Origin of the sequence: Streptomyces sp. NPDC051320, from assembly GCF_040682175.1 — a bacterium.
Lineage (GTDB): Bacteria > Actinomycetota > Actinomycetes > Streptomycetales > Streptomycetaceae > Streptomyces.
This window is the reverse complement of the sequence record NZ_JBFBAL010000016.1, coordinates 64,222-85,511: the sequence shown is the minus strand read 5'-3', so window position 1 is coordinate 85,511 and position 21,290 is coordinate 64,222. Positions and strand designations below refer to the sequence as shown.

Sequence of the window (21,290 nt, the reverse complement as noted above, 5' to 3'; positions counted from 1 at the left end):
CCCTACTATGTGCGCCATGGCCCGCCCACGCAAGCCCCTCCTCAGCAGAGAGCGCATCGTCGCGACCGCGAGCGCCCTGGTGGACTCGGAAGGGCTCGCCGCGGTGTCCACCCGACGGCTCGCCGCGGAGCTGGGGGTCAGCGGACCGTCGCTCTACAACCACTTCCGCAACAAGGACGAGATCCTCGACGCGGTCGCCGACGCGGTGTCCGCCCAGATCGACCTGTCGATGTTCGACGAGGACGACGCCCGCGACTGGCGCACCGCGCTGCACGACTGGGCCGTCTCCTACCGCTCGGCGCTGACCGACCACCCCAACATCGTCCCGGTGCTCGCCCAGGGCCCCGGCCGCCGCCCGGCGGGGCTTCGGGTGGCCGACGCGGTGTTCGGCGGGATGGTGCGGGCGGGCTGGCCGCCCGCACAGGCGACGTACATCGGTGCGCTGATGCGGTACTTCGTCACCGGTTCGGCGCTCGGTTCCTTCGCCCGCGGTTTCGTCGAGGACGAGACGGCCTACGACCCGGCCGACTATCCGCACCTCGGCCAGGCCCACCTGCTGGCCGAGCGGCAGCAGCAGGTGGACGAGGGCGCCTTCGAGACGGGGCTCGGTGCGCTGGTGGACGGGCTGACCCTGCAGTACGAAGCGGCGCGGCGGGTCAGAAGATGACCAGCGCCCGCCCGCCCTTGCCCGCGATCATGTTGTCGAACGCCGCCGGGATGCCCTCGAGGCCGATCCGCTCGGTCACCAGCGCACCCAGATCGAGGCGCCCGTTCCGTACATGCTCCGCCAGCACCGGCAGGTCCTCCGCCGGGTTCGAGTTGCCGTAGACACACCCGGCCAGCGTGCGCCCGAAGTGAAAGATCTCCAGGGCGTTGAAGGTGACCTGCTGGTCCTTGCCGCCGATACCGACCACCGTGGTCCGGCCGCCCCGCCGGGTCGACTCCCAGGCGGTACGGATGGTCACCGCCCGCCCCACGCACTCGACGGCGACGTCGACCCCCTGCTTGCCGGTGAGGGTACGGATCTCACGAGCCGTGTTCTCGGACGCCACCACGAAGGCGGTGGCGCCGGCCGCGCGCGCCAGTTCCTCCTTCGCCGGGGAGACGTCCACCGCGATGATCGTCGACGCACCGGCGATACGAGCGGCCTGCACGGTGGCGAGGCCCACCCCGCCGACGCCGAATACCGCGACGGACTCGCCCTCGCGGACCCGTGCGGCATGGTGCACAGCGCCGTACCCGGTGAGGACCGCGCAGCCGAGCAGGGCCGCGTCGGTGAGCGGGATACCGTCGGGGACGGGCAGCACACAGTTGGCGGCGACGACGGTCTCCTCGGCGAACGCGGCGACGTTCAGGCCCGGATGCAGTTCCGTCCCGTCGGAGGCCCGTCGCGCGTAGACGTTGCCGGCGCCGGAGAGCGCGTTGGCGCAGAGCCACACCTCGCCCAGCGTGCAGGCGTGGCACGCTCCGCAGGCGGGCGCCCAGTTGAGGACCACGCCGTCGCCGGGCGCGACGTGGCTGACGCCCTCACCGACGGAGACCACGGTGCCTGCTCCCTCATGTCCGAGGACGGCGGGCACCGGGACACGCATGGTGCCGTTGCTGAGGGAGAGGTCGGAGTGGCAGACCCCGGCGGCCGTGAGGCGGACTCTGACCTGACCCGGGCCGGGCTCGGGCAGGTCGATGTCGGCGATCTCCAGCGGAGAGCCGACGGCGGGCAGGATTGCGGCGCGGACCATGGTGCGGTACTCCCGGGCTCAGAACTGGAGGGACTTGGTCTGGAGATACTCGGCGAGACCGTGCGAGCCCAGCTCGCGTCCGACGCCGGACTGCTTGTAACCGCCGAAGGGGGCCCGCGGGTTGAACCGCCCGCCGTTGATATCGACCTGGCCGGTGTCCATCCGCCGGGCGAAGGCCACCGCTTCCGCCTCGTCACCGGCCCATACGGCGCCGGCGAGCCCGTACACCGTGCCGTTGGCGATGCGCAGCGCGTCGTCCTCGTCCTCGTAGCGGAGGATCGAGAGGACCGGGCCGAAGATCTCCTCCTGCGCGATGGTCATCTCCGGGGTGACGTCGGCGAACACCGTCGGGCTGACGAAATAGCCCCGTTCCAGCGGCGCGTCGGGGCCGCCGGCGACGAGCCTGGCGCCCTCGTCGACGCCCTTCTCGATGTAACCGCGGACGCGCGCCTGCTGCTTGGCGTTGACCAGCGGGCCCACCCGCTCCCCCGGCACGTACTTGGCCACCGCGGCCGCGGCCAGTGTCACGGCCTCGTCGTACTGGTCGCGGTGGACCAGCATCCGGGTCCAGGCGCTGCACGTCTGGCCCGAGTTACCCATCACGTTGGCGACCCCGACATTGACCGCCTTGGCCAGATCGGCGCTCGGCAGGATCACGTTGGCGGACTTGCCGCCCAGTTCCAGGGCGACGCGCTTGACAGCCGCCCCCGCAACAGCACCGATCTGCCGGCCGACAGCGGTCGAGCCGGTGAAGGAGACGAGGTCGACCCCGTCATGACCGGCCAGCGCCTGGCCCGCGACCGTACCGATACCGGTGACCAGGTTGAACACCCCGGCGGGCAGTCCGGCCTCCTGGGTGGCCTCCGCGAAGAGCTGAGCGGTCAGCGGGGTGTCCTCGGCAGGCTTCAGCACCACCGTGCACCCGGCGGCGAGCGCGGGGGCCACCTTGGCGACGATCTGGTGCAGCGGGTAGTTCCACGGTGTGATCGCACCGACGACCCCGACCGGCTCGGAGAAGACGGTCGAGTTGCCGACCTTCTCCTCGAAGGGATATGTGGCGGCCAGCTCGGCGTAGGAACCCGCGACCAGGGCCGGCACCCCGGCGTGCACCATCTGGGAGAACTGCGGCGGGGAGCCGAGTTCGGCGGTCACCGTCTCGGCGATCTCGTCCTTGCGGGCCACCAGCACATCGCGCAGCGCCGTCAGCCGGGCCGCGCGCTCGGCGGGTGAGGTGGCGGCCCAGGCCGGGAACGCCGCACGGGCGGCTCGTACCGCCCGGTCCACATCCTCCGGCGTGCCCGCCGGGACGTGGCCGATGACCTGCTCGTCGGCCGGATTCAGGACCGCGATGGTCTCCTGTCCTGCGGCCGGCCGCCACTCGCCGTCGATGTACATGCCGTCATGGGCCTTCATCGCTCTCCTCCAGAACCTGCGTTGCGCTGCTGTCCGGGCGGTCGTCGTCCGTCTGCCCCGGCTGCCCAAACTAGCGCTGTTAGTTTTTCGGCGCCAGGGCGCGACGGGTGACGAGGACGTCGTTCTTGACGAGGACGTCGTTCTTCAGGAAAGCAGGCGGCGGAGGTCCGGGCATGCCTGGGGCCCGGCGGGCCTGTCCGCCGGGCCGGCCTTGGCCGGTAACCGTCAGAGCGGTCCCTCGTCGAGACCGGGCAGGTCCCGCGGCGCCGGACAGATCCTGCGGCCGTAGTGGTCGAAGACATAAAGATGCGCGAGGTCGACCAGCAGCGGCACCTGGGCGCCGGTCCGCACCCGCAGATCGGGGCTGGTGCGGACCACCAGATCGCTCGCCCCGAGAGAGGGACGGTCCGGGCTGTACGAAGGCCGGGGCGGCAGCTCGGCCTCCGGCTCGTCGAGGACCACCACGGGCCCCGAGACGTGCTGGGCGGCCCGCTCCTTCAGCCGGCTCAGCACACCGGTCGGCGCACCGCCCTTGTGACGGCGTGCGGCGGACCCCGGCCGCGGCGACTCCAGTTCGGGCACGACCGCGGGCTGCGAGCCGGTGTTGAGGTGCACCAGCGCCTCGTGCCCCTGGTACTCCATGTGCTCGACGAGGCCGCTGATGGGCACCTCACCGGGGCGGGCCTGACTGGGCGGGGCGATCCGCACCGCCTCGGAGCGAAGACCCACGATCAGCCGTCTGCCCTGCTGGATACGGAGCAGCTGGTGGTCGGTGCTGAGCGGTTCGGGAAGGCGCAGCCGCTGCCGGCCCAGATCGATCGACATCGCGCCCTCCAGCGGCGCGTGCACCAGGGCCTGCAGCAGGTTGATCCGCGGCGTGCCGATGAACGCGGCGACGAACACGTTCTCCGGCAGTCCGTAGGCGTCCCGTGGCTTGCTGATCTGCTGGAGCACCCCTCCCCGCATCACAGCGACCCGGTCGCCGAGCGACATCGCCTCGGCCTGGTCGTGCGTGACGTAGACCGTCGTCACCCCCAGCTCGCGGGTGAGGTGGGCTATTTCGGCCCGGAGATGGCTGCGGAGCTTGGCGTCGAGGTTCGACAGCGGCTCGTCCATCAGGAAGACCGAAGGACGCCGCGAGATCGCCCGGCCCATCGCGACGCGCTGCCGCTCACCGCCGGAGAGCTGGCCGGGATAACGGTCGAGGACGTCCTCGATGCCGAGCATCCGGGCGGTGGCCTCGACCCGGGCCGACGAGTCCTCGCCGGGGGCTTCGAAGCGCAACGGGAAGCCGATGTTGTCGCGACTGGTCATGCTCGGATAGAGGGCGAAGTTCTGGAAGACCATGGCCATGCCGCGCTGCCCCGGCGGCAGGTGGTTGGCGTAGACCCCGTCGAGGAGCACCTCGCCCTCGGTGATGTCCTCGAGACCGGCGATCATGCGCAGGACGGTTGATTTTCCGCACCCCGAAGGACCGAGCAGCACCAGGAATTCACCCGGCTCGACTTCGATCGACACCCGGTCGACGGCGCGGACGCCGCGATCGTACGTCTTGGAAATGTTGTGCAGGGAGATGGCGCGAGACATGGATTTCCGTCCGGGGCGATGAGCGCGGCGGCTGCGACCAGAAGAGCGGCTGCGACCAGAGGAGACGACTGGGGCGCAAACTAGCCGGTTACGCACCGGTTGGGAATGGCCTGAACCGACCATTCCTCACGCTCAGCTCATCGTCGTTATACGGACCGCCCGCCGGATCGCGCCTCGAAACGCGCGCTGTTTCCTCCCATTGACGTTCAGTAAGCGCAATCCTACTGTAGAACATAGGATTCTTTCGGCATCTGGAGCGAGCGATGACCACCATCGAACAAGCGCGGAAGACGGCGGACGGACTGACCTACTCCTCGGGCTTCGGCAACGAACACACCTCCGAGGCGGTGGCCGGCGCCCTGCCGCACGGACGCAACTCCCCCCAGCGCGCACCGCTGGGGCTGTACGCGGAGCAGCTCAGCGGCGCCGCCTTCACCGAGCCCCGGGCCCACAACCGGCGTTCCTGGCTCTACCGGATCAGGCCATCGGCAGCTCACCCGCCGTTCGTCCGGATCGACAACGGCACGGTGCGCTGCGCGCCGTTCACCGAGACGGCGCCCGACCCCAACCGTCTGCGCTGGAACCCGCTCCCCGAGCCCGCGCCCGGTACCGATTTCCTTGCCGGGCTGTGGACCCTGGGCGGGAACGGCGACGCGGCCTGCCGCACCGGTATGGCCGTGCACCTCTACCACGCCAACTCGGCCATGACCGACCGGGTGTTCAGCGACTCCGACGGCGAACTGCTGATCGTGCCCGAGCAGGGTGGCCTGCTCATCCGCACCGAATTCGGGCTGCTCCGCGCGGAGCCGGGACACGTCGCGCTGATCCCGCGCGGTGTGCGCTTCCGGGTCGAGCTGCTGGACGACAGCGTCCGGGGCTACGTCTGTGAGAACTACGGCCGTCCCTTCCAGCTCCCCGACCTCGGCCCGATCGGCGCCAACGGACTGGCGCACGCGCGGGACTTCCTGGCCCCGGTCGCCGCGTACGAGGAGGAGGAGCGTCAGGTCGAGGTGGTCAACAAGTTCTGCGGCAACCTCTGGGCCGCGACGTACGACCACTCGCCGCTGGACGTCGTCGCCTGGCACGGCAACCATGTGCCGTACGTCTACGACCTCCACCGGTTCAACGTGCTCGGGTCGATCAGTTACGACCACCCGGACCCGTCGATCTTCACGGTGCTGACCTCACCGTCCGACACCCCCGGCCTGGCCGGTGTCGACTTCGTGGTCTTCGCGCCGCGCTGGCTGGTGGGCGAGGACACCTTCCGGCCGCCGTACTTCCACCGCAATGTGATGAGCGAGTACATGGGCCTGATCGAGGGTGCCTACGACGCCAAGGCGGCGGGATTCGTCCCCGGTGGCGGCTCGCTGCACAACATGATGTCCGCGCACGGCCCGGACCGGGAGACCTACGAGCGCGCGAGCACCGCGGAGCTGAAGCCGCAGAAGATCGACGACGGGCTGGCCTTCATGTTCGAGACGCGCTGGCCGGTCACCGCGACCGAGCAGGCGGCGACCGCGGACCACCTGCAGTCCGGGTACGACGACGTATGGCAGGGTCTGCAGCGTCACTGGAGGTCCGGGGAGCACTCCCCCGGAGCCGCCGGCAGGTCGTAAGTACGGACGGAGATGCCCCGTGACCGCCTTCGCGCCCGACTCGCTGGTACTGAACCGCAAGTTGCCGCTCTGGTATCAGGTCTCGCAGTCGCTGCGCGCCTCCATACTGGGCCGCCGGCCGCACGACCCGCTGCGGTTGCCCACCGAGGAACAGCTCGCGGGGCACTACCGCGTCAGCGTGCTCACCATGCGCCAGGCCCTCAAGGAGCTGGAGACCGAGGGGCTGATCAGCAGGCACCGGCGGCGCGGCACCTTCATCGCCCCGGGAGCCCGCCCGAGCGCGCCACGCCGGCTACTGGGATCGATCGACGCGATCGTCGCCCAGCAGTCCGGCGAGCTCACCACCGTGCTCAGCCAGGGGCCGATGGCGGTACCGGGCGAGATCGCCGACTACTTCCCCGACCTCGACGAGGTCGTCGGCTTCACCCGGCTGCGCTGCGACGAGAACGGGGAGCCCACCAACTGGGCGGAGAACGCGCTCCGTCCGGAGATCGCCGCGGCAGTGAAAGCCACCGACCTGGAGCGCTGGCCCATGACCAAGGTGCTGCGCGATGAGGTGGGGGTGCGGATCAGCCGGATCACCGACACCCTGGAGGCCACCCTGGCCGACCCCAGGACCGCCGAACTGCTCAAGGTGCCGCTGCTCTCGCCCATCCTGCACTACACGGGGGTGACCTACGACGAGGCGGGCAGGCCGGTGGATGTGGCCCGGATCCGCTACCGGGGCGACCGGTTCTCCTTCTCGGTGACGGTGGAAGCTCCCTAGCGGACGGACCTGTTGGGCCGTCCAGTCATCCCTGGCGGATCAGCGCGCGGCGTCAGATGCGGTGCATCGCAAGGCGGAGGGATGCTCGCATACTGGATGTATTGGGGCGTTCCGACAACGCGGCGAGGCGCCGTAGCTGTCGTCGTGCGCCCGCCGGGGATGACGGGACGGACCTGAGGGCCGTCCAGTCATCCCTGGCGGATCAGCGCGCGGCGTCAGATGCGGTGCATCGCAAGGCGGAGGGATGCTCGCATACTGGATGTATTCGGGCGTTCCGACAACGCGGCGAGGCGCCGTAGCTGTCGTCGTGCGCCCGCCGGGGATGACGGGACGGCCCTTAGCATCGGAATGTGACGGATGACGCGCCCCTGCTCGATGAGCTGATGCCCTGGTCGGTGGCACCCCTGCGGCTGGGACGTGGCTGGGTGATGGCACCGGACGAGGGTTCGCTGAAACTCCGCTGGGAGCGACTGCTGCGGGCCGAAGGGGCCGAGCAGGAGCGGCTGTTCCGCTCCACCCGGGCCCGGACCCCGAACAGCTCGCTGAGCGCGCTGCCGGGGCAGCGGACCGGGACCGGTCGGCTGGCGCGCGAGTCCGGACCGTGTCCGCCGCCGGTACGGATCACGCACGGCCCCTTCGACGAGCAGTGGCTGATCCCCGACCACCGGCTGCTCGACGCGGCGCGATCGGAACTCTGGCGGGTGGCCGACGGCCGGCAGCTCTTCGCCACCGAGCAGGGCCGGGTGCCGGCTGCTGCCGGACCCGCGCTGCTGGTCAGTGCCCTGCTGCCGGACGGGTGTTCCGCCGCAGGGCGGCCGGGGCGGATCCGGCCCCTCTACCGCAGGCCCGGAGGGATCGAGCCCAATCTCGCACCGGGACTGCCGGCCCGGCTGACCGCGCAGTACGGCGCGGAGGTCACGGCCAAGCAGATCCTCGCCTGGGCGCTCACCGCTGCCACGACCTCACCGCGGGGCTGCGTCGTACCGCTGACCGCCGATCCGGGGCTCTGGCGGGCGGGGGTCGAGCTGGGGCAGCGGGCGCTGCGGATCCAGTTGCGAGGCTCCCGCGGCACCGAGCGGCCCAGACTGCCCGGCGGCCGCCGCCCCTATGTGCGGGCCGCCGTCCCGGCCCGGCCGGGGGACATCACGTACGAGCCGGACGAGGAGGCACTGCGGCTCGGCTCGGGACGCATCGCACCGGTGCCGGCTGGGGCGTGGAACTTCCGGGTCGGCGGGGTCCGGATGCTGGAGCTGTGGTTCGAGCGCCGCAGCGCGCCCGCCGAACCGGGCACGCTGGAGTCGATTCGGCCGTCCGCCTGGCCCCAGGAATGGACGTCGGAGCTGCTCGAGTTGATCACCGTACTGGCACTCCTCAGTGAACTCGACCCGGGTCAGCAGGAGGTGCGGCAGCAACTGGCCGCGGGCCGCGCCATCGACCGCGCCGAACTGCGAGAGGCCGGCGTCATCCCGGCGCCCCCGGCCGCCCGTCGCCCCGCCTCGGTGCTGGACCACCAGGAGGAGGGGCCGGAAGGTCAGTTCGCCCTGCTCTGACAGCCCGCTGCTCCGGCCGGTGGACCGGGGGGGATCATGGCAGGGTGACTCCTCACCGCACTCAGCCGCTGCCCCTCGACGGCATCACCGTCGTCGCCGTCGAACAGGCCGTCGCGGCTCCCTTCGCGACCCGCCAGCTCGCCGATCTGGGCGCGCGCGTCATCAAGGTCGAGCGGCCGGACGGCGGCGACTTCGCCCGCGGCTACGACACCGCGGCGGCCGGCCTCGCCTCGCACTTCGTCTGGTGCAACCGCGGCAAGGAGTCCATCGCGATCGACCTCAAGGACCCCCGCGGCCTGCACATCGTGCGCCGGCTCATCGCGGACGCCGACGTGTTCGTACAGAACCTCGCCCAGGGCGCGGCCGCCCGGATGGGCCTCGACGCGGCCGCCCTGTGCGCGGCGCATCCGGCGCTGGTCGCCGTGGACATCTCCGGGTACGGGGCGGGCGGCCCCTACGCGGACAAACGGGCCTACGACATGCTCGTCCAGTGCGAGGCGGGACTGGTTTCGGTGACCGGCACCCCCGAGCAGCCGGCGAAGGCGGGTATTCCGGCGGCGGACATCGCGGCGGCGATGTACGCGTTCTCCGGGGTACTCGCCGCACTCCTGCGCCGCGGCGCCACCGGACTCGGCGGGCCGGTGGAGGTCTCGATGCTGGACTCCCTCGCCGAGTGGATGGGGCACCCGCTGCACCACGGAATGCACGGAGGCACCGCACCGGCGCGTACCGGGGTCGCGCACGCCGTCATCGCGCCCTACGACGCCTATCCGACGGCCGACGGCGGGCAGGTGCTGCTCTCCGTGCAGAACGACCGGGAGTGGCGGCGACTCGCCGAACAGGTGCTGAAAAGGCCGGAGCTGGCGACTGATCCGGACCTGGCCACGAACCGGGCGCGGACGGCCCACCGCGAGCGGACGGACCAGGTGGTCGCGGAAGCACTGGCGGTGCTGAGCACCCAGGAAGCGGTGGAGCGGCTCGATGCCGCGGGCATCGCCTGCGCACGGCTCAATACGGTGTCCGAGCTGGCCGCGCATCCGCAGCTGGCGGCACGGGACAGGTGGCGGGACGTGGAAACGGCGGCCGGGCCGTTGCGGGCGCTCCTGCCGCCGATCACCATGCCGGGTGGGGAGGACCCGCGGATGGGCAGCGTCCCGGAGCTCGGCGAGCACACCGACGCACTGCTGCGGGCCCTGGGGATGACGGAGGGGGCGACGGCAGTGCTGCGCCGGGACGGTGTGATCGCCTGAGCGCGTACCGGCCGGTTCAGCCGTCTCCGGCCGATCTGGCCGTTCAGCTCCGGCCGTTGGGGCGTCCGTGTCGTTGCGTTCAGCCGCGGCTGCCGAAGAGTGAGCGGCGCAGTCGCCGCAGCGGCGCGAAGAGCTTGACCCGCGCTCCGCGGCCTGTGCTGGAATGCGCGACGTCGCGTGAGGTCAGCTCACGCATCAGTGAGGTCGCCTCCGCCGACTCGCGCTGCGGGACGACAGGGCCGCCCAGCACCGAGAGATGACGGTCGAGACGCGAGCTGGTCGCACCACTTCCGCAGGTAATGGCAGGCACTCGTGGCCTGCTGCGCACTGTTATCTGTTCCATGTCACTCCCCACCCGTACGAGGGCACCCGGCCCGGGGCACAGTAACCCTACAGTCCCCCGATGGCACGCGTGTATCCCGGCCGCCGGATTCACCTCCCCAGTACGGGTGTTGACGGTAACTCCCCGAATCCGTCTGAGTCCAGGGCGAGTTGGATGGTGGAGGAGGCCCCACAGGAAAAGACCTCCTCCCTGACGACGTGCGGACCGCCGGGATGCCGGCCCGCCGGAGCTCAGTCCTCGGTGTTGAGTACGGGCAGGTAGCCGCCGGACTGTCCGGCCGCCGTGGGGTGGTAGGACTCGGTCAGGTTGAACAGGTTGACGCTGTGCAGCCAGCTGTTGCCGGAACAGATCTCGTGCCCGGCGAAGGCCGACGTGACGCTGCCGAAGGCGAATCCGTGGTCGAGCGCACGCTTGGCGGTCACCGAGTTGAGGTGGTCGGAAGCGGCGTTGATGGCACTGCGTTCGGTCTCGCTCAGCCCCGCGATGCAACTGCCGTTCAGTTCGTAGAAGCGCGGATAGCCGAGCACCACGACATGTGCGGCGGACGCCCGGGCGGTGATCGCCGAGTACACCTGGTCGAGCAGGCCGGGCAGGGTCGAGTCGATGTAGCTGTTGGCCGTGGCGAGGCGGGAGAGGCAGGAGGACTGGGACTGCAGCACACAGGTCGTCATGGTGTCGGCGAATCCCGCGTCGTTGCCGCCGATCGTGAGGGAGACGAGGCCGGTCGAGGTACCGAGCGAGGAGAGCTGGCCGGACAGAACATCACCCGTACGAGCACCCGAGCAGGCGGCGAAGTGGAACGACGAGGGTGAATGTGCGGCCGCCCAGAGCGCCGGATAGGCGCGAGGGCTGCGCAGGCAGTCGCCGCTGGAACTGTCGTAGCTGCCGGAGCCGACGCCCGATGAGTACGAGTCACCGAGGGCCACATAGCCGGTGGGAGTGGCCTGTTGGGCTCCCTGTGCCGCACCCGCCCCGGTGAGGGCAAGTCCGACGGCGAGCAGGAGCGAGGATGAGAGTGTCGCGATTCGGGACAGTTTCATGGAACCTCCCTTAGCAGGATTTCCGCCTCAACTGTCGTACCAGGGAACAGATGCGACTGGAAGTGTCCATGCCAACTATTCAGTAACTTGACGGACTCGCTACCATCCGGGGGGATCACGCCAGCTGACTGCATGTCGCAGAAAGCGCGTGCGTCGGCCGCCGCCGTGCCGGATCATGGGCGCCATGTCCGCGAACCCTGAGGCATCCCTGCCGATCCGGCTCAACGTCGACGACAGCGATTCGCCGTCCGACGTCGTCGACGCGCTGTTCCTGGGCCGCTTCGCGACGGGCGAGCAGCCGTATTTCGCACAGCTCATCGCTGGACCGGGTGAAGAAGGGGCGCACCCTGGTACCTCCGGACGCGACCGTGCTGCGAGCCGCCCGGGACGATGACCGCAGCGCGACCCTCGCCGAGGGCGAGGGCTGGACTCTGCTCGTCTCCCGCTGGAACCGCGGCGCCGACGTCACGGTCACCGCGGTCAGCGAGGAGTTGGCGGCACGCGTGCTGAAGCAGGCGACGGACGGCGCGCAGGACGAGCCCGAACCACAGCCGGAGAACGTCACCATGGGGTTCTGGTACGTCTCACCCCGGCGCGGCCCGCACCGCACAGCCCGGCAGATCGCGGCCGGTACCTGGGACGAGGTGCGGGCCAACTACACCGCACCGGTGGCCGATGCGCTGGACGGCCTGATGAAGGTCACGCCCGACGACATCTCGGGCCGGCTCCTGCTGCTGCACGGGCCGCCCGGCACCGGAAAGACCTCGGCCCTGCGGACACTGGCCCGCTCCTGGCGGGACTGGTGCCAGGTCGACTGCGTGCTCGATCCGGAGCGCCTCTTCAACGACGTGGGCTACCTGATGGACATCGCGATCGGCGAGGACGACGGCTCGGCGAAGGGCCGCTGGCGACTGCTGCTGCTCGAGGACTGCGACGAGCTGATCCGCGGCGAGGCCAAGCACACGGCGGGCCAGGCCCTGTCCCGCCTGCTGAACCTCACGGACGGCCTGCTCGGCCAGGGCCGCAACGTCCTGGTCGGCGTCACCACCAACGAGGACCTGGAGCGCCTGCATCCCGCGGTGGTCCGACCGGGCCGCTGCCTGGCCCGCATCGAGGTCGGAACACTGACCCGCAAGGAGTCCGCGGCGTGGCTCGGCACGGAGGAGGGCGTCGGCCGGGACGGCACCACACTCGCGGAGCTGTACGCCCTGCGCCGGGGCGCGGGGCCGGCTTCGGTGCCGGCCCAGGAACGGGGGGCGGACGCCGGGCTGTATCTGTGAACGACCCGGTACGTGTGAACGACCGGGTATGTGTGAACGACCGGGTATCGGTGAACGGCCGGGCGGAGACCCGCAGAGGCCGGCGTACTACGCCGGGTAGGCCGCCCGCAGCGCCTCGTCCACCGCGGCCCGTGCCACGTCCGCGCTCAGCCCCAGCCGCACCGCCCGCTCCGCATAGACCCGGGCGGCCTCGGCCGCCTCCCGTTGAGCCGCATCCCCGGCGGCGGCGACATACGTACCGTGGCGCCCCCGTGTCTCGATCACACCGTCCGTCTCCAGCGCCCGGTACGTCTTGGCGACCGTGTTGGCCGCCAGGCCGAGCTCCTCGGCCAACCCGCGCACCGTGGGGAGCCGGTAGCCCACCGGGAGCCGGCCCGAGCGCGCCTGCTCGGCGATCTGGGTGCGCAACTGCTCGTACGGGGCGGTCCCGGAGGCCGTGTCCACGGCGATGTTCAGAGTCACCGTACGATTCTCCCTCACCACGGGCCCCACGCCGGAAAAGGGGAGGCGACAACCCTGGCCGGTCCGTATTCTGCGACCACATGACTGTGATCGTCCGCGACTTCCGCCCTGCCGACGCCGAGGCCTGGGTCCAGGTACGGCGGGCCGCGCTGCCCTGCATGGTGACCACCCCGGAGCAGGTCGTCTTCGACCTCGCCAACGCCCACCCCGACCAACGGTTCCGGCTGCTGGTCGCCGAGGAGGACGGTGAGCTGATCGGGACGGCGCAGGTCGGCGTCGCCTACGAGGCGACCGAGCCGGGGCGGGCGTTCTGCAACCCGTATGTCCGCCCGGACCGGCTGGGCCGCGGAGCGGGTTCGCTGCTGGTACAGGTCGCCGAGGGGTACCTGGCAGGGGCCAGCGCGACCGCCGTGTACAGCTGGGTGCTCGACGAGCCCGCGAACCGTACGTTCGCCGAGTGCCGGGGATACCGGTCGAGCCGCCGCGCCCACTTCCTCCGCCTGGACCTGGCGAACGCCACGCTGCCCCCGTCGGCGACCCTGCCGCCGGGCGTGGAACTGCGTACCGGCGCGGACTTCGCAGCCGATCCGCGGCCGCTGTTCGAAGCGGACGCCGAGACCGTCGCGGACGAACCGGGTGACATCGACGCGCAGTTCACCGACTACCAGGACTGGCTGACCCACACCTGGCGCAATCCGGGTCTGGACCACGAACTGACCTCGGTGGCCGTGGTGGACGGCCGGGTCGCGGCCTTCACCGCGGCGCGGACCGACGGCCTGACGCGTTACGCCTCCGGCATGACCGGCACCCGCCGGGCGTTCCGCGGCCGGGGCCTGGCCAAGCTCGTCAAGAACGACTCGCTGCACCGGGCCAGGGCGGCCGGCTACACGGACGCGTACACCGGCAATGACGCCGGCAACGGCCCCATGCTGGCGGTCAACACCTGGTTCGGATACGAGATCTGTGCGACGGAGGTGCGGTATGTCCGCGAGCTCGGCTGAGGTCACGGTGGTGCTGCGGAAGGCGGGCCGTACGAAGATCTCCTACCCCGCGACTCTGCTCTCCGACGACGGTACGGGCGTGTCGGTACGGGCAGGCTGGGCCGGTGCGGGGACCCGGGACTTCGGGTTCGTACGGTTCGAGCCGGGCGACGTCTTCACCGAGCACTACTGGCGCAACAGGTGGTACGCGGTCAAAGAGGTCCGGGCCGGCGACGGGGAGCTGAAAGGCTGGTACTGCGACGTGACCCGCCCCGCCGAGATGGGCGGCGGCGAGCTGGTGGTCGAGGACCTGGACCTCGACCTGTGGGTGTCGGCGGACGGGTCCACCATCCTGCGCCTGGACGAGGACGAGTTCGCCGCGAGTGGCATCGCCGACCGGGACCCGGAAGCGGCCCGCCACGCCGTACAGGCCCTGGACGAACTGGAGCTGCTCGCCGCACGCGGGCAGCTGCCGTTCGCCTGACAGGTCTCAGGCCATGGCCACCAGCACATAACGCTCATCGTCGACTTCCCGTCCCCACAGCGCCGGGTCGGACGAGAGCAAGGTGTGATGGACCGACGCGGTGAGGGGGTCGAGGGCCGCCATCAGCTGGCCGGCGGACAGCCCGACCCCGCCCCAGACGCCTTCGACCAGCACCAGCCTGCCCCCCGGATTGAGCAGCGAGCACCAGTGCTTGAGCGCCGCCTCGGGATCGGGCAGCAGCCACACCACATGGCGGGCCAGCACCACGTCGAACGTGCGCTCCCCGACCGGTGGCCGGGACGCCTCCCCGACCAGCACCTCGGCGTCGACACCGGCCAGTTTGGCCCGCGCCCGGTCGGCCATGCGCGGTGAGAGGTCCACCGCGGTCACCCGGTGGCCCTGTTCGGCGGCGAGCAGGGCGAGGCTTCCGGTACCGCAGCCGACGTCGAGCACATCGGCCGGCGCGTCGGGCAGCCAGCTCCTCAGGCGGGCCTCCCAGGCTTTCCGCACCCCGGCGTCCCGCAGTCCGTGGTCGGCCTCTTCGTCGAAAGTGCCGGCAGCGGCATCCCAGTCGATCGTCATGCTCCGATGATCTCAGCCGCCACTGACAATCGAGTTGATTGGCCCGTCGGCGGAGGACGGCGCGTCAGTCCGTGAGCCGCTTCCGGTAGTGCAGCCGGTCGTAGGGCCCGTCCGCCCGCCGCTCCATCAGCTCGTAGCCGTACCGCGTGTAGAGCTTCTGGTTCTCCCACATCAGCGCGTTGGTGTAGAGGCGGATCTCGCCGAGTCCGCGTTCCGCCGCGTACGTCTCGACGAAGCGGAGCAGCCGGCGGCCGATGCCCGTGCCGTGCGCGTCCGGGTGGACCGCGATCGATTCGAGGAAGAGATGATCGGCTTCGGGGACGAGGACCAGGACGCCCACCACCGGCGTTCCGGTGACGAACACCCGTCCTGCGGCCACGTTCGCGGCGTGGTCCGCCTGCACCGGCAGGGGGACGACGCCGATCCGCTCGATGTACCGGTGGTACGCGGCCTCGGTCACGGCCCGCACCGCCGGGGTGTCCTCGGCCGCGGCGGGCCGGATCTGATCACTCATGCGGACACGCTACGACCGCTTCGGCCGGCTCGTCGCGCGGGCAGCCCTCCCGAGGAGGGCCGGCCGCGCTGTTTGCCGGCCTCGCCGGCGTCCCCGCTCAGCCGACGGCCGAGGCGCAGGTCGTGCGGGTCGCGTGGGCCGGGTCGAGGGAGTTGACGACCTCGTGGTAGGCGATCCGGTCGGTGAGGCCGATGGCGCCGTGTTCGGACAGATCGAGGGCGCACTTGTCCTGGACCACCACGTTGGTGACGTCGGGGCCCTTCAGGAACTGCGACTTGTAGGGGGTCACCACCTCGTCGTACTTGGTGGCGATGACCGTGTACCGCACTCCGGGGACGGTGTCGCCGCCCGCGTTCAGTTTGGTGAGGAAGGGCGAGCCCACGATCTGGTCGCTGAGTCCCGGTGTGCCCTTCCGGAGGATGTCCGTCGCGGCGGGGAAGTACTTCAGCAGTCTGGTGAGACCCGACAGGTCGGTGCCGTGGTTGTCCGGCGCGAGGCCGGTCAGGGAGTTCACCTTGGCGGCCCCGCCGAGGAACTTGAGGTAGTAGTTCGGCATCATGCCGCCCTGCGAGTGACCGACGATGTCCGTCTTCGATGTGCCGGTCGCCCGGAGCACCTTGTCGACGAAGACGGAGAGCTGCCCGGCCGACGCGTCGATCGGGCCGAGCCCGTCGAAGAGTGTCTCGCCGGGGAGCTGACCGTAGTCGAGGGAGTAGACGCAGTACCCGCGGTTGACCAGGTACGGGGCGAGGGCGAGGAAGTTGTCGATCGAGTTGCCGAAGGTTCCGGGGACGAGGACCACGGGTCGCGGGTGGGCCGCGGACGGCTTGCAGGAGTAGTTGTTCCATCCGCTGCTGGGGGCCGACGACGCGTGGGCCGTGGTGGCGGCCGGGATCACGGTGGCTACTGCGGTCAGCAACAGGGCGGGGAGCGTCCTGAGAGTACGTTTCCAGGGCAGCATCGAGTGTTCTCCTTGCGGCTCAAGGGAGTTGCGATGACTGTTCGCCCTGTGGTCCGGACCACAAGAAGGTTCTTCATCGCTCAAATTACGCGCCAGTAAGGTAGCGGGGGAAGTTACGCGTCGGTAAAGATCTGATGGGGGATCAGGAGTCGATCTTCGCCGGTCACCGGGGTTCTACGCGGCAAGCGCGCCGGGCAGGATCGCCCGGGGGCCGAATTTGGCCCGCGCCCGGTCCGCCACCGCCTCGATCCTGCGCGCCTTGTCGTCCGCCGGGTCGAACGTCAGCTGGTGCGTGGAGTGCTCCACCGGGGTCAGCCCCTCGGCCCGCAGCCCGATCCCCCGGACCCTGGCCCGCTGCAGCCCGAGGGATTCATGGATCGCGTACGACGTCGCGGTGAGCGCCGCCGAGTGCGCGGTCGGCTCGCGCAGGGTACGGGTCCGGGTGGTGGTGGACCGGTCGGCATACCGCATGGTGAGCGTCAGCGTGCGGCACACCTGGCCGTCGTCACGCATCCGGGCTCCCAGTTCACCGGCGAGCGAGAGCAGGGCTCTGCGGTGCCGTTCCCGGTCCAGCTCGTCCCGGGGGAAGGAGCGTTCGGCCGCGACCGAGCGGGCCGCCGCGTTCGGTACGACCTGGGTGCGGTCGATGCCGCGGGCCCGTTCCTGGAGCTCACGGCCGGCGCGCGCGCCGACGATCCGCTGGAGCGTGGCCGGCGGCGCTTCAGCGATCCTGCCGATGGAGTCGAGCCCGTACGAGCAGAGGGTGCCGGCCAGCTTCGGTCCGACCCCGTACAGCGCGCCGGCCGGCCGGTCCGCGAGGAAGGCCACCGCGTCAGCCGCCACCAGGGTCGTCCCCGGCCGGGCCTCCCGGGCGGCCATCCGGGCCAGCAGCGGGTTGGGGCCCACCCCGATCGTGCAGTCCAGGCCGTGGTGGGCGAGCGCCCGCACCCGCAGCAGGGCGGCGATCTCGGGGGCGCTCCGCCCGAAATACCGCTGGGCGCCGCGCACGTCGATGAGCGCGGCGTCGGGCGGGAACGCCTGGACGACCGGGGTGAGGTCCTCGATCAGGCCGAGCGGCAGGGCCTCGGGCGTGAACCGTACGTAGAGGATCACCCCGCGCTCCCCGGGCTGGAGTGCCAGAGCTTGCGCCCGGTGGCGACTTGGTCGCCGGCGGGTTTGAGGTCCGCCCAGGGGTGCATCTCATAGCCGGTGGCCAGCTGGATACGGCGGTCGGCGCCGGCCCCCGCTTCTTCCCCGGCCCCGGGCGCGCGCTCGGGCCCGGGCCCCGGCCCGGGCTCCGGCTCGGACACCGCAGGCGCGGCCAGCGCTGCGGCGACCGCATCGAGCCCGCCGGTACGCCGCAGTTCCACCAGATCGGCCAGATTCCAGGCCGCCGAACCGACCACACCGATGCTGCGCGGCCCGCGCCGTTGCACCACCCCGCGTACCAGCAGCAGCCAGGAGTGGAAGACGGTGTGCGCGCAGGCGGCGTGACTGTCGTCGAAGAACGCCAGGTCGACCAGGCCCGTACCGTCGTCCAGCGTGGTGAAGATGACCCGGCGCCCCGACCGTACGGGCGGCGTCTGGGTGGCGGCCTTGGCGCCCGCGACCAGGACGCTCTGCCCGTGCTCGGCGGACCGCAGCCGCTGGGCGGAGAGCGCGCCCAGCTCCTTCAGGAAGGCGTAGTGGTCCTCCATCAGATGACGCGAGGAGTCCATGCCGAGGACACCCAGCTCGGCGCTGAGGCGCTCCTCGTCGTTGAGATCGGGCAGGCCGGCCGATGCCACCTGCTGCCCCGGGTCCTGCTGCGCCTCGCCGATGTCGAGCTGACCACTGTGCGCGGAGCCCCGCCGCCCCGCGTGCAGTTCGGAGAGATGCAGCAGCAGATCCCGGCGGTTCGCGCCGAACGCGTCCAGCGCGCCGACCTGAGCGAGCCGTTGGGCGACCGGCTTCCCCGGCCGGGCGCGCTGCCAGAAGTCCAGCAGCGAGGAGTAGGGCTGCCCGGCCACGATCCGGGCGGACTCGGCCTCGCTGATGCCATGGACGTCGGACAGCGCAAGCCGGATACCGAAGGTACTGGATGTGCTGGATACGCCGGATGTTCTTGATACACCGGATGTACTGGATACGCCGGATGTACTGGATTCATCGGACACCAGTTCGATACGGTGAGCGACCGCAGACCGGTTCACATCCAGCGGCAGCACCGGCACCCCGCGCCGTCGCGCGTCCGCCAGCAGCAGCCGCTTCGGATACATCCCGGGGTCATGGGTGAGCAACCCCGCGTAGAAGGCCGCAGGGTGATGCGCCTTCAGCCAGGCGGACTGGTAGGTCGGCACGGCGAAGGCCACCGCGTGCGCCTTGCAGAAGCCGTACGCACCGAAGGCCTCGACGATCTCCCAGGTACGGGCGATCACCTCGGCCCGGTAACCCCGCTGTTCGGCCAGCCCCGCGAACCAGGCACGGATCTGCCCCTGCAACTCGGGGTCCGACAGCAGCCGGCGCACCCGGTCCGCCTCGTCCCGGCCGCAGCCCGTCATGATCCGGAGGATCTCGATGATCTGCTCATGGAAGACGACCACCCCGTAGGTCTCCTTCAGCGCATCGGCCAGATCGGGATGCGGATAGCGCACGGGCGTGCGACCGTGCCTGGCCTCGATGAAGGGGCGGACCATGTCGGCGGCGACCGGTCCAGGCCGGAAGAGCGAGATGTCGACGACGAGATCGTGGAAGCCGGCGGGCTGCAACCGCCCCACCAGATCGCGCTGGCCCGGCGACTCGATCTGGAAGCAGCCCAGCGTCTCGGCCGAACGGATGAGCCGGTACGTCGCCGGGTCGCCGGCCGGCACCTGCTTCGGATCGTCCAGGTCGAGGCGCTCCCCCGTCGCCCGGCCGATCTCGGCGACCGCGTGCGCCATCGCGGACTGCATCCGCACGCCCAGCACATCGAGCTTGAGCAGCCCGAGGTCCTCCACGTCGTCCTTGTCGAACTGGGACATGGGGAGGGGGGCACCTCCCGTGCCTTCAAGGCTATGGGGGACTTCCCCGCTGGTCGGCATCACCGGCGTGCGGCGCAGCAGGGAGGCATCGGAGAGCAGCACCCCGCACGGGTGCATGGCGCTCCCCCGCGGCAGTGCGTCCAGCGCCTCGACCAGCTCCCACAGCCGTCCGTACTTCTCCTTGTCGGCCGCCACGGCGCGCAGTTCGGGCAGTTCGTCCATGGCGGCGCGGGCGTCGCGGGCCCGGATGTGCGGGAAGGCCTTGGCCAGCCGGTCGGTCTCGGCCGGGTCCAGGGACAGGGCCGCGCCCACGTCCCGTATCGCATGACGCACCCGGTAGGTCTCGGGCATGGCGACGGTGGCGACCCGTTCAGCGCCGAAGCGGTCGATGATCGCGCGATAGACCTCCAGCCGGCGGGCCGACTCGACGTCGATGTCGATGTCGGGCAGCGCGGTCCGGCGTTTGGACAGAAAGCGTTCCATCAGCAGCCCGTGCTCGACCGGGTCGGCGTTGGTGATGCCCAGCAGATGGTTGACGAGGGAGCCGGCCCCGGAGCCGCGGGCCGCGACCCGGATGCCCATCTCCTTCACGTCGCGTACCACTTGCGCGACGGTCAGGAAGTACGAAGCGTGTCCGTGGAAGGCGATGATGTCCAGCTCGTGATGCATCCGCTCCCAGTAGTCGCGGCGCCCGTCATAGCCGCGCAGCACCATACCGGCGGCGCTGCGGGAGGTGAGGACGCGCTGCGCGGTGCGGCGCGTGGCGCCCACCAGGTGCGGCTCGGGGAAGTGGACGGTGCCCATGCCGAGGTCGTCCTCGGGGTCGACCTCGCAGGAGGCGGCCAGTGCCTGGGTCTCGTCCAGCAGTCGGTATGCGGTGTCCCGGCGGAAGCCCGCCGCTTCGACGATCCGCTCGGCGCCGCGCAGCATCTCGTCGGGTCCCTTGAGCCAGCGTTCGCCGTTGTCGAGCCCCTTGCGCGGATCGACCGGCACCAGCCTGCGCGCGGAATCGAGGACATCGGCGACCGGGCCCTGGCCGGGGTCGGCGTAACGGACGGCATTGCTCAGCACGGGGCGTACGCCCTGCTCGGCGGCGAAGCCGACCGTGCGGGCGGCGAGCCTGAGCGATCCGGCGCCGGTGCCCTTCAGGCCGTGGTGGACGGCTTCGAGGCGCAGGGCGTCGCCGTAGATCTCCCGCCAGGGGGCGAGCAGGCCGGCGGCCCGGTCGGGGCGGCCCGCGGCGAGCGCCCTGCCGACCTCGGAGTCCGGGCCGAGCAGGACGGCGAGACCTTCGCCGTGGTTTCCCGCCCAGGGCAGCAGGGGCCGGCCCGTACCGGCGTGCGAGGCGGTGACCAGTCGGCACAGGTCGGCCCAGCCCGCCGCGCCGTCACGGGCGAGGAAGGTCGCACGGGGCGCCGACTCGTCGACGAACATCCCGCCGCGCACCGGGGCACGCATCCGGTGAGTGAGCCCCTCCTCGCGGACCCGCCCGCCGATCGCGAGCTCCGCCCCGAACAACGGCCGCACCCCCGCACGGGCGCATGCCTTGGCGAAACGGATGCTGCCCGCGAGGGTGTCCCGGTCGGTCAGGGCGATGGCGTCCATGCCCCGCTCGGCTGCCCGCTCGGCGAGTCGTTCCGGGTGGGAGGCCCCGTACCGCAGGGAGAAGCCGGAAACGGTGTGCAGATGCGTGAAACCGGACATCCGCCCCACCTCCTGATCCA

Annotated in this window: 17 protein-coding genes and 2 pseudogenes; 8 read left to right on the top strand and 11 right to left on the bottom strand. The window is 71.0% G+C overall.

Going from position 1 to position 21,290, the window contains the following annotated elements:
* The first annotated feature begins 16 nt into the window (after positions 1-16).
* Positions 17-667 (top strand): TetR/AcrR family transcriptional regulator C-terminal domain-containing protein, encoded by a 651-nt coding sequence (locus tag AB0M87_RS28720; RefSeq protein WP_365857985.1) that lies wholly within the window; start codon positions 17-19, stop codon positions 665-667.
* On the opposite strand, the gene AB0M87_RS28715 is transcribed toward AB0M87_RS28720, so the two are convergent.
* The 3 genes from AB0M87_RS28715 to AB0M87_RS28705 all read right to left on the bottom strand — a co-directional run bounded on the left by AB0M87_RS28715 (position 657) and on the right by AB0M87_RS28705 (position 4,739).
* The gene (locus AB0M87_RS28715) at positions 657-1,739 is read right to left on the bottom strand and encodes a Zn-dependent alcohol dehydrogenase (protein ID WP_365857983.1); all 1,083 of its coding nucleotides are present in this window, start codon (positions 1,737-1,739) and stop codon (positions 657-659) included. The two genes, AB0M87_RS28720 and AB0M87_RS28715, sit on opposite strands and share 11 nt — an antisense overlap.
* Before the next feature lie 18 nt (positions 1,740-1,757).
* Positions 1,758-3,152 (bottom strand): aldehyde dehydrogenase family protein, encoded by a 1,395-nt coding sequence (locus AB0M87_RS28710; RefSeq protein ID WP_365857981.1) that lies wholly within the window; start codon positions 3,150-3,152, stop codon positions 1,758-1,760.
* Between the two features lie 225 nt (positions 3,153-3,377).
* Positions 3,378-4,739 carry an ABC transporter ATP-binding protein gene (locus AB0M87_RS28705; RefSeq protein WP_365857979.1) on the bottom strand — a complete coding sequence of 454 codons (1,362 nt, stop codon included), beginning with the start codon at positions 4,737-4,739 and terminating at the stop codon, positions 3,378-3,380.
* A gap of 263 nt (positions 4,740-5,002) precedes the next feature.
* Here AB0M87_RS28705 and hmgA point away from each other — a divergent pair, with 263 nt between their 5' ends.
* The 4 genes from hmgA to AB0M87_RS28685 all read left to right on the top strand — a co-directional run bounded on the left by hmgA (position 5,003) and on the right by AB0M87_RS28685 (position 9,921).
* On the top strand, positions 5,003-6,355 hold the full coding sequence (gene hmgA, locus AB0M87_RS28700) for a homogentisate 1,2-dioxygenase (protein WP_365857977.1): 1,353 nt from the start codon (positions 5,003-5,005) through the stop codon (positions 6,353-6,355).
* A 19-nt stretch (positions 6,356-6,374) separates the two neighbouring features.
* The gene (locus tag AB0M87_RS28695; protein ID WP_365857975.1) at positions 6,375-7,121 is read left to right on the top strand and encodes a GntR family transcriptional regulator; all 747 of its coding nucleotides are present in this window, start codon (positions 6,375-6,377) and stop codon (positions 7,119-7,121) included.
* A gap of 383 nt (positions 7,122-7,504) precedes the next feature.
* On the top strand, positions 7,505-8,671 hold the full coding sequence (locus AB0M87_RS28690) for a type ISP restriction/modification enzyme (RefSeq protein ID WP_365858095.1): 1,167 nt from the start codon (positions 7,505-7,507) through the stop codon (positions 8,669-8,671).
* 44 nt (positions 8,672-8,715) lie between these two features.
* A complete protein-coding gene (locus AB0M87_RS28685; RefSeq protein ID WP_365857973.1) occupies positions 8,716-9,921 on the top strand; it encodes a CaiB/BaiF CoA-transferase family protein in 1,206 nt (401 codons plus the stop codon).
* A gap of 79 nt (positions 9,922-10,000) precedes the next feature.
* On the opposite strand, the gene AB0M87_RS28680 is transcribed toward AB0M87_RS28685, so the two are convergent.
* Positions 10,001-10,264, bottom strand: coding sequence for a hypothetical protein (locus tag AB0M87_RS28680; RefSeq protein WP_328539596.1), 264 nt, complete (start codon positions 10,262-10,264; stop codon positions 10,001-10,003).
* Positions 10,265-10,494: 230 nt separating this feature from the next.
* Positions 10,495-11,304 (bottom strand): SGNH/GDSL hydrolase family protein, encoded by an 810-nt coding sequence (locus AB0M87_RS28675; RefSeq protein WP_365857971.1) that lies wholly within the window; start codon positions 11,302-11,304, stop codon positions 10,495-10,497.
* A 184-nt stretch (positions 11,305-11,488) separates the two neighbouring features.
* Here AB0M87_RS28675 and AB0M87_RS28670 point away from each other — a divergent pair.
* Positions 11,489-12,584 (top strand): annotated as a pseudogene (locus AB0M87_RS28670) (DUF5925 domain-containing protein).
* Positions 12,585-12,671: 87 nt separating this feature from the next.
* Here AB0M87_RS28670 and AB0M87_RS28665 read toward each other — a convergent pair.
* A complete protein-coding gene (locus AB0M87_RS28665; RefSeq protein ID WP_365857969.1) occupies positions 12,672-13,046 on the bottom strand; it encodes a GntR family transcriptional regulator in 375 nt (124 codons plus the stop codon).
* A gap of 80 nt (positions 13,047-13,126) precedes the next feature.
* On the opposite strand from AB0M87_RS28665, the gene AB0M87_RS28660 reads away from it, so the two are divergent.
* Both AB0M87_RS28660 and AB0M87_RS28655 read left to right on the top strand, forming a co-directional pair.
* Positions 13,127-14,047 (top strand): GNAT family N-acetyltransferase, encoded by a 921-nt coding sequence (locus AB0M87_RS28660; protein WP_365857967.1) that lies wholly within the window; start codon positions 13,127-13,129, stop codon positions 14,045-14,047.
* On the top strand, positions 14,028-14,510 hold the full coding sequence (locus AB0M87_RS28655) for a DUF402 domain-containing protein (protein ID WP_365857965.1): 483 nt from the start codon (positions 14,028-14,030) through the stop codon (positions 14,508-14,510). The genes AB0M87_RS28660 and AB0M87_RS28655 overlap by 20 nt, the downstream gene beginning before the upstream one ends.
* Before the next feature lie 9 nt (positions 14,511-14,519).
* Here AB0M87_RS28655 and AB0M87_RS28650 read toward each other — a convergent pair.
* The 5 genes and pseudogenes from AB0M87_RS28650 to AB0M87_RS28630 form a co-directional block, all read right to left on the bottom strand.
* Positions 14,520-15,092: pseudogene (locus AB0M87_RS28650) on the bottom strand (class I SAM-dependent methyltransferase); the annotation flags it as partial.
* Between the two features lie 64 nt (positions 15,093-15,156).
* Positions 15,157-15,606, bottom strand: a complete 450-nt coding sequence (locus tag AB0M87_RS28645) for a GNAT family N-acetyltransferase (protein WP_365857963.1) — start codon at positions 15,604-15,606, stop codon at positions 15,157-15,159.
* 97 nt (positions 15,607-15,703) lie between these two features.
* Complete coding sequence (locus AB0M87_RS28640; protein WP_365857961.1) at positions 15,704-16,567, bottom strand: alpha/beta fold hydrolase; 864 nt, start codon at positions 16,565-16,567, stop codon at positions 15,704-15,706.
* A gap of 174 nt (positions 16,568-16,741) precedes the next feature.
* Positions 16,742-17,680: a hypothetical protein gene (locus AB0M87_RS28635; RefSeq protein WP_365857959.1), complete on the bottom strand. Its 939-nt coding sequence runs from the start codon at positions 17,678-17,680 to the stop codon at positions 16,742-16,744.
* Positions 17,677-21,270 carry a DNA polymerase III subunit alpha gene (locus AB0M87_RS28630; RefSeq protein WP_365857957.1) on the bottom strand — a complete coding sequence of 1,198 codons (3,594 nt, stop codon included), beginning with the start codon at positions 21,268-21,270 and terminating at the stop codon, positions 17,677-17,679. The genes AB0M87_RS28635 and AB0M87_RS28630 overlap by 4 nt, the downstream gene beginning before the upstream one ends.
* Positions 21,271-21,290: the final 20 nt, after the last annotated feature.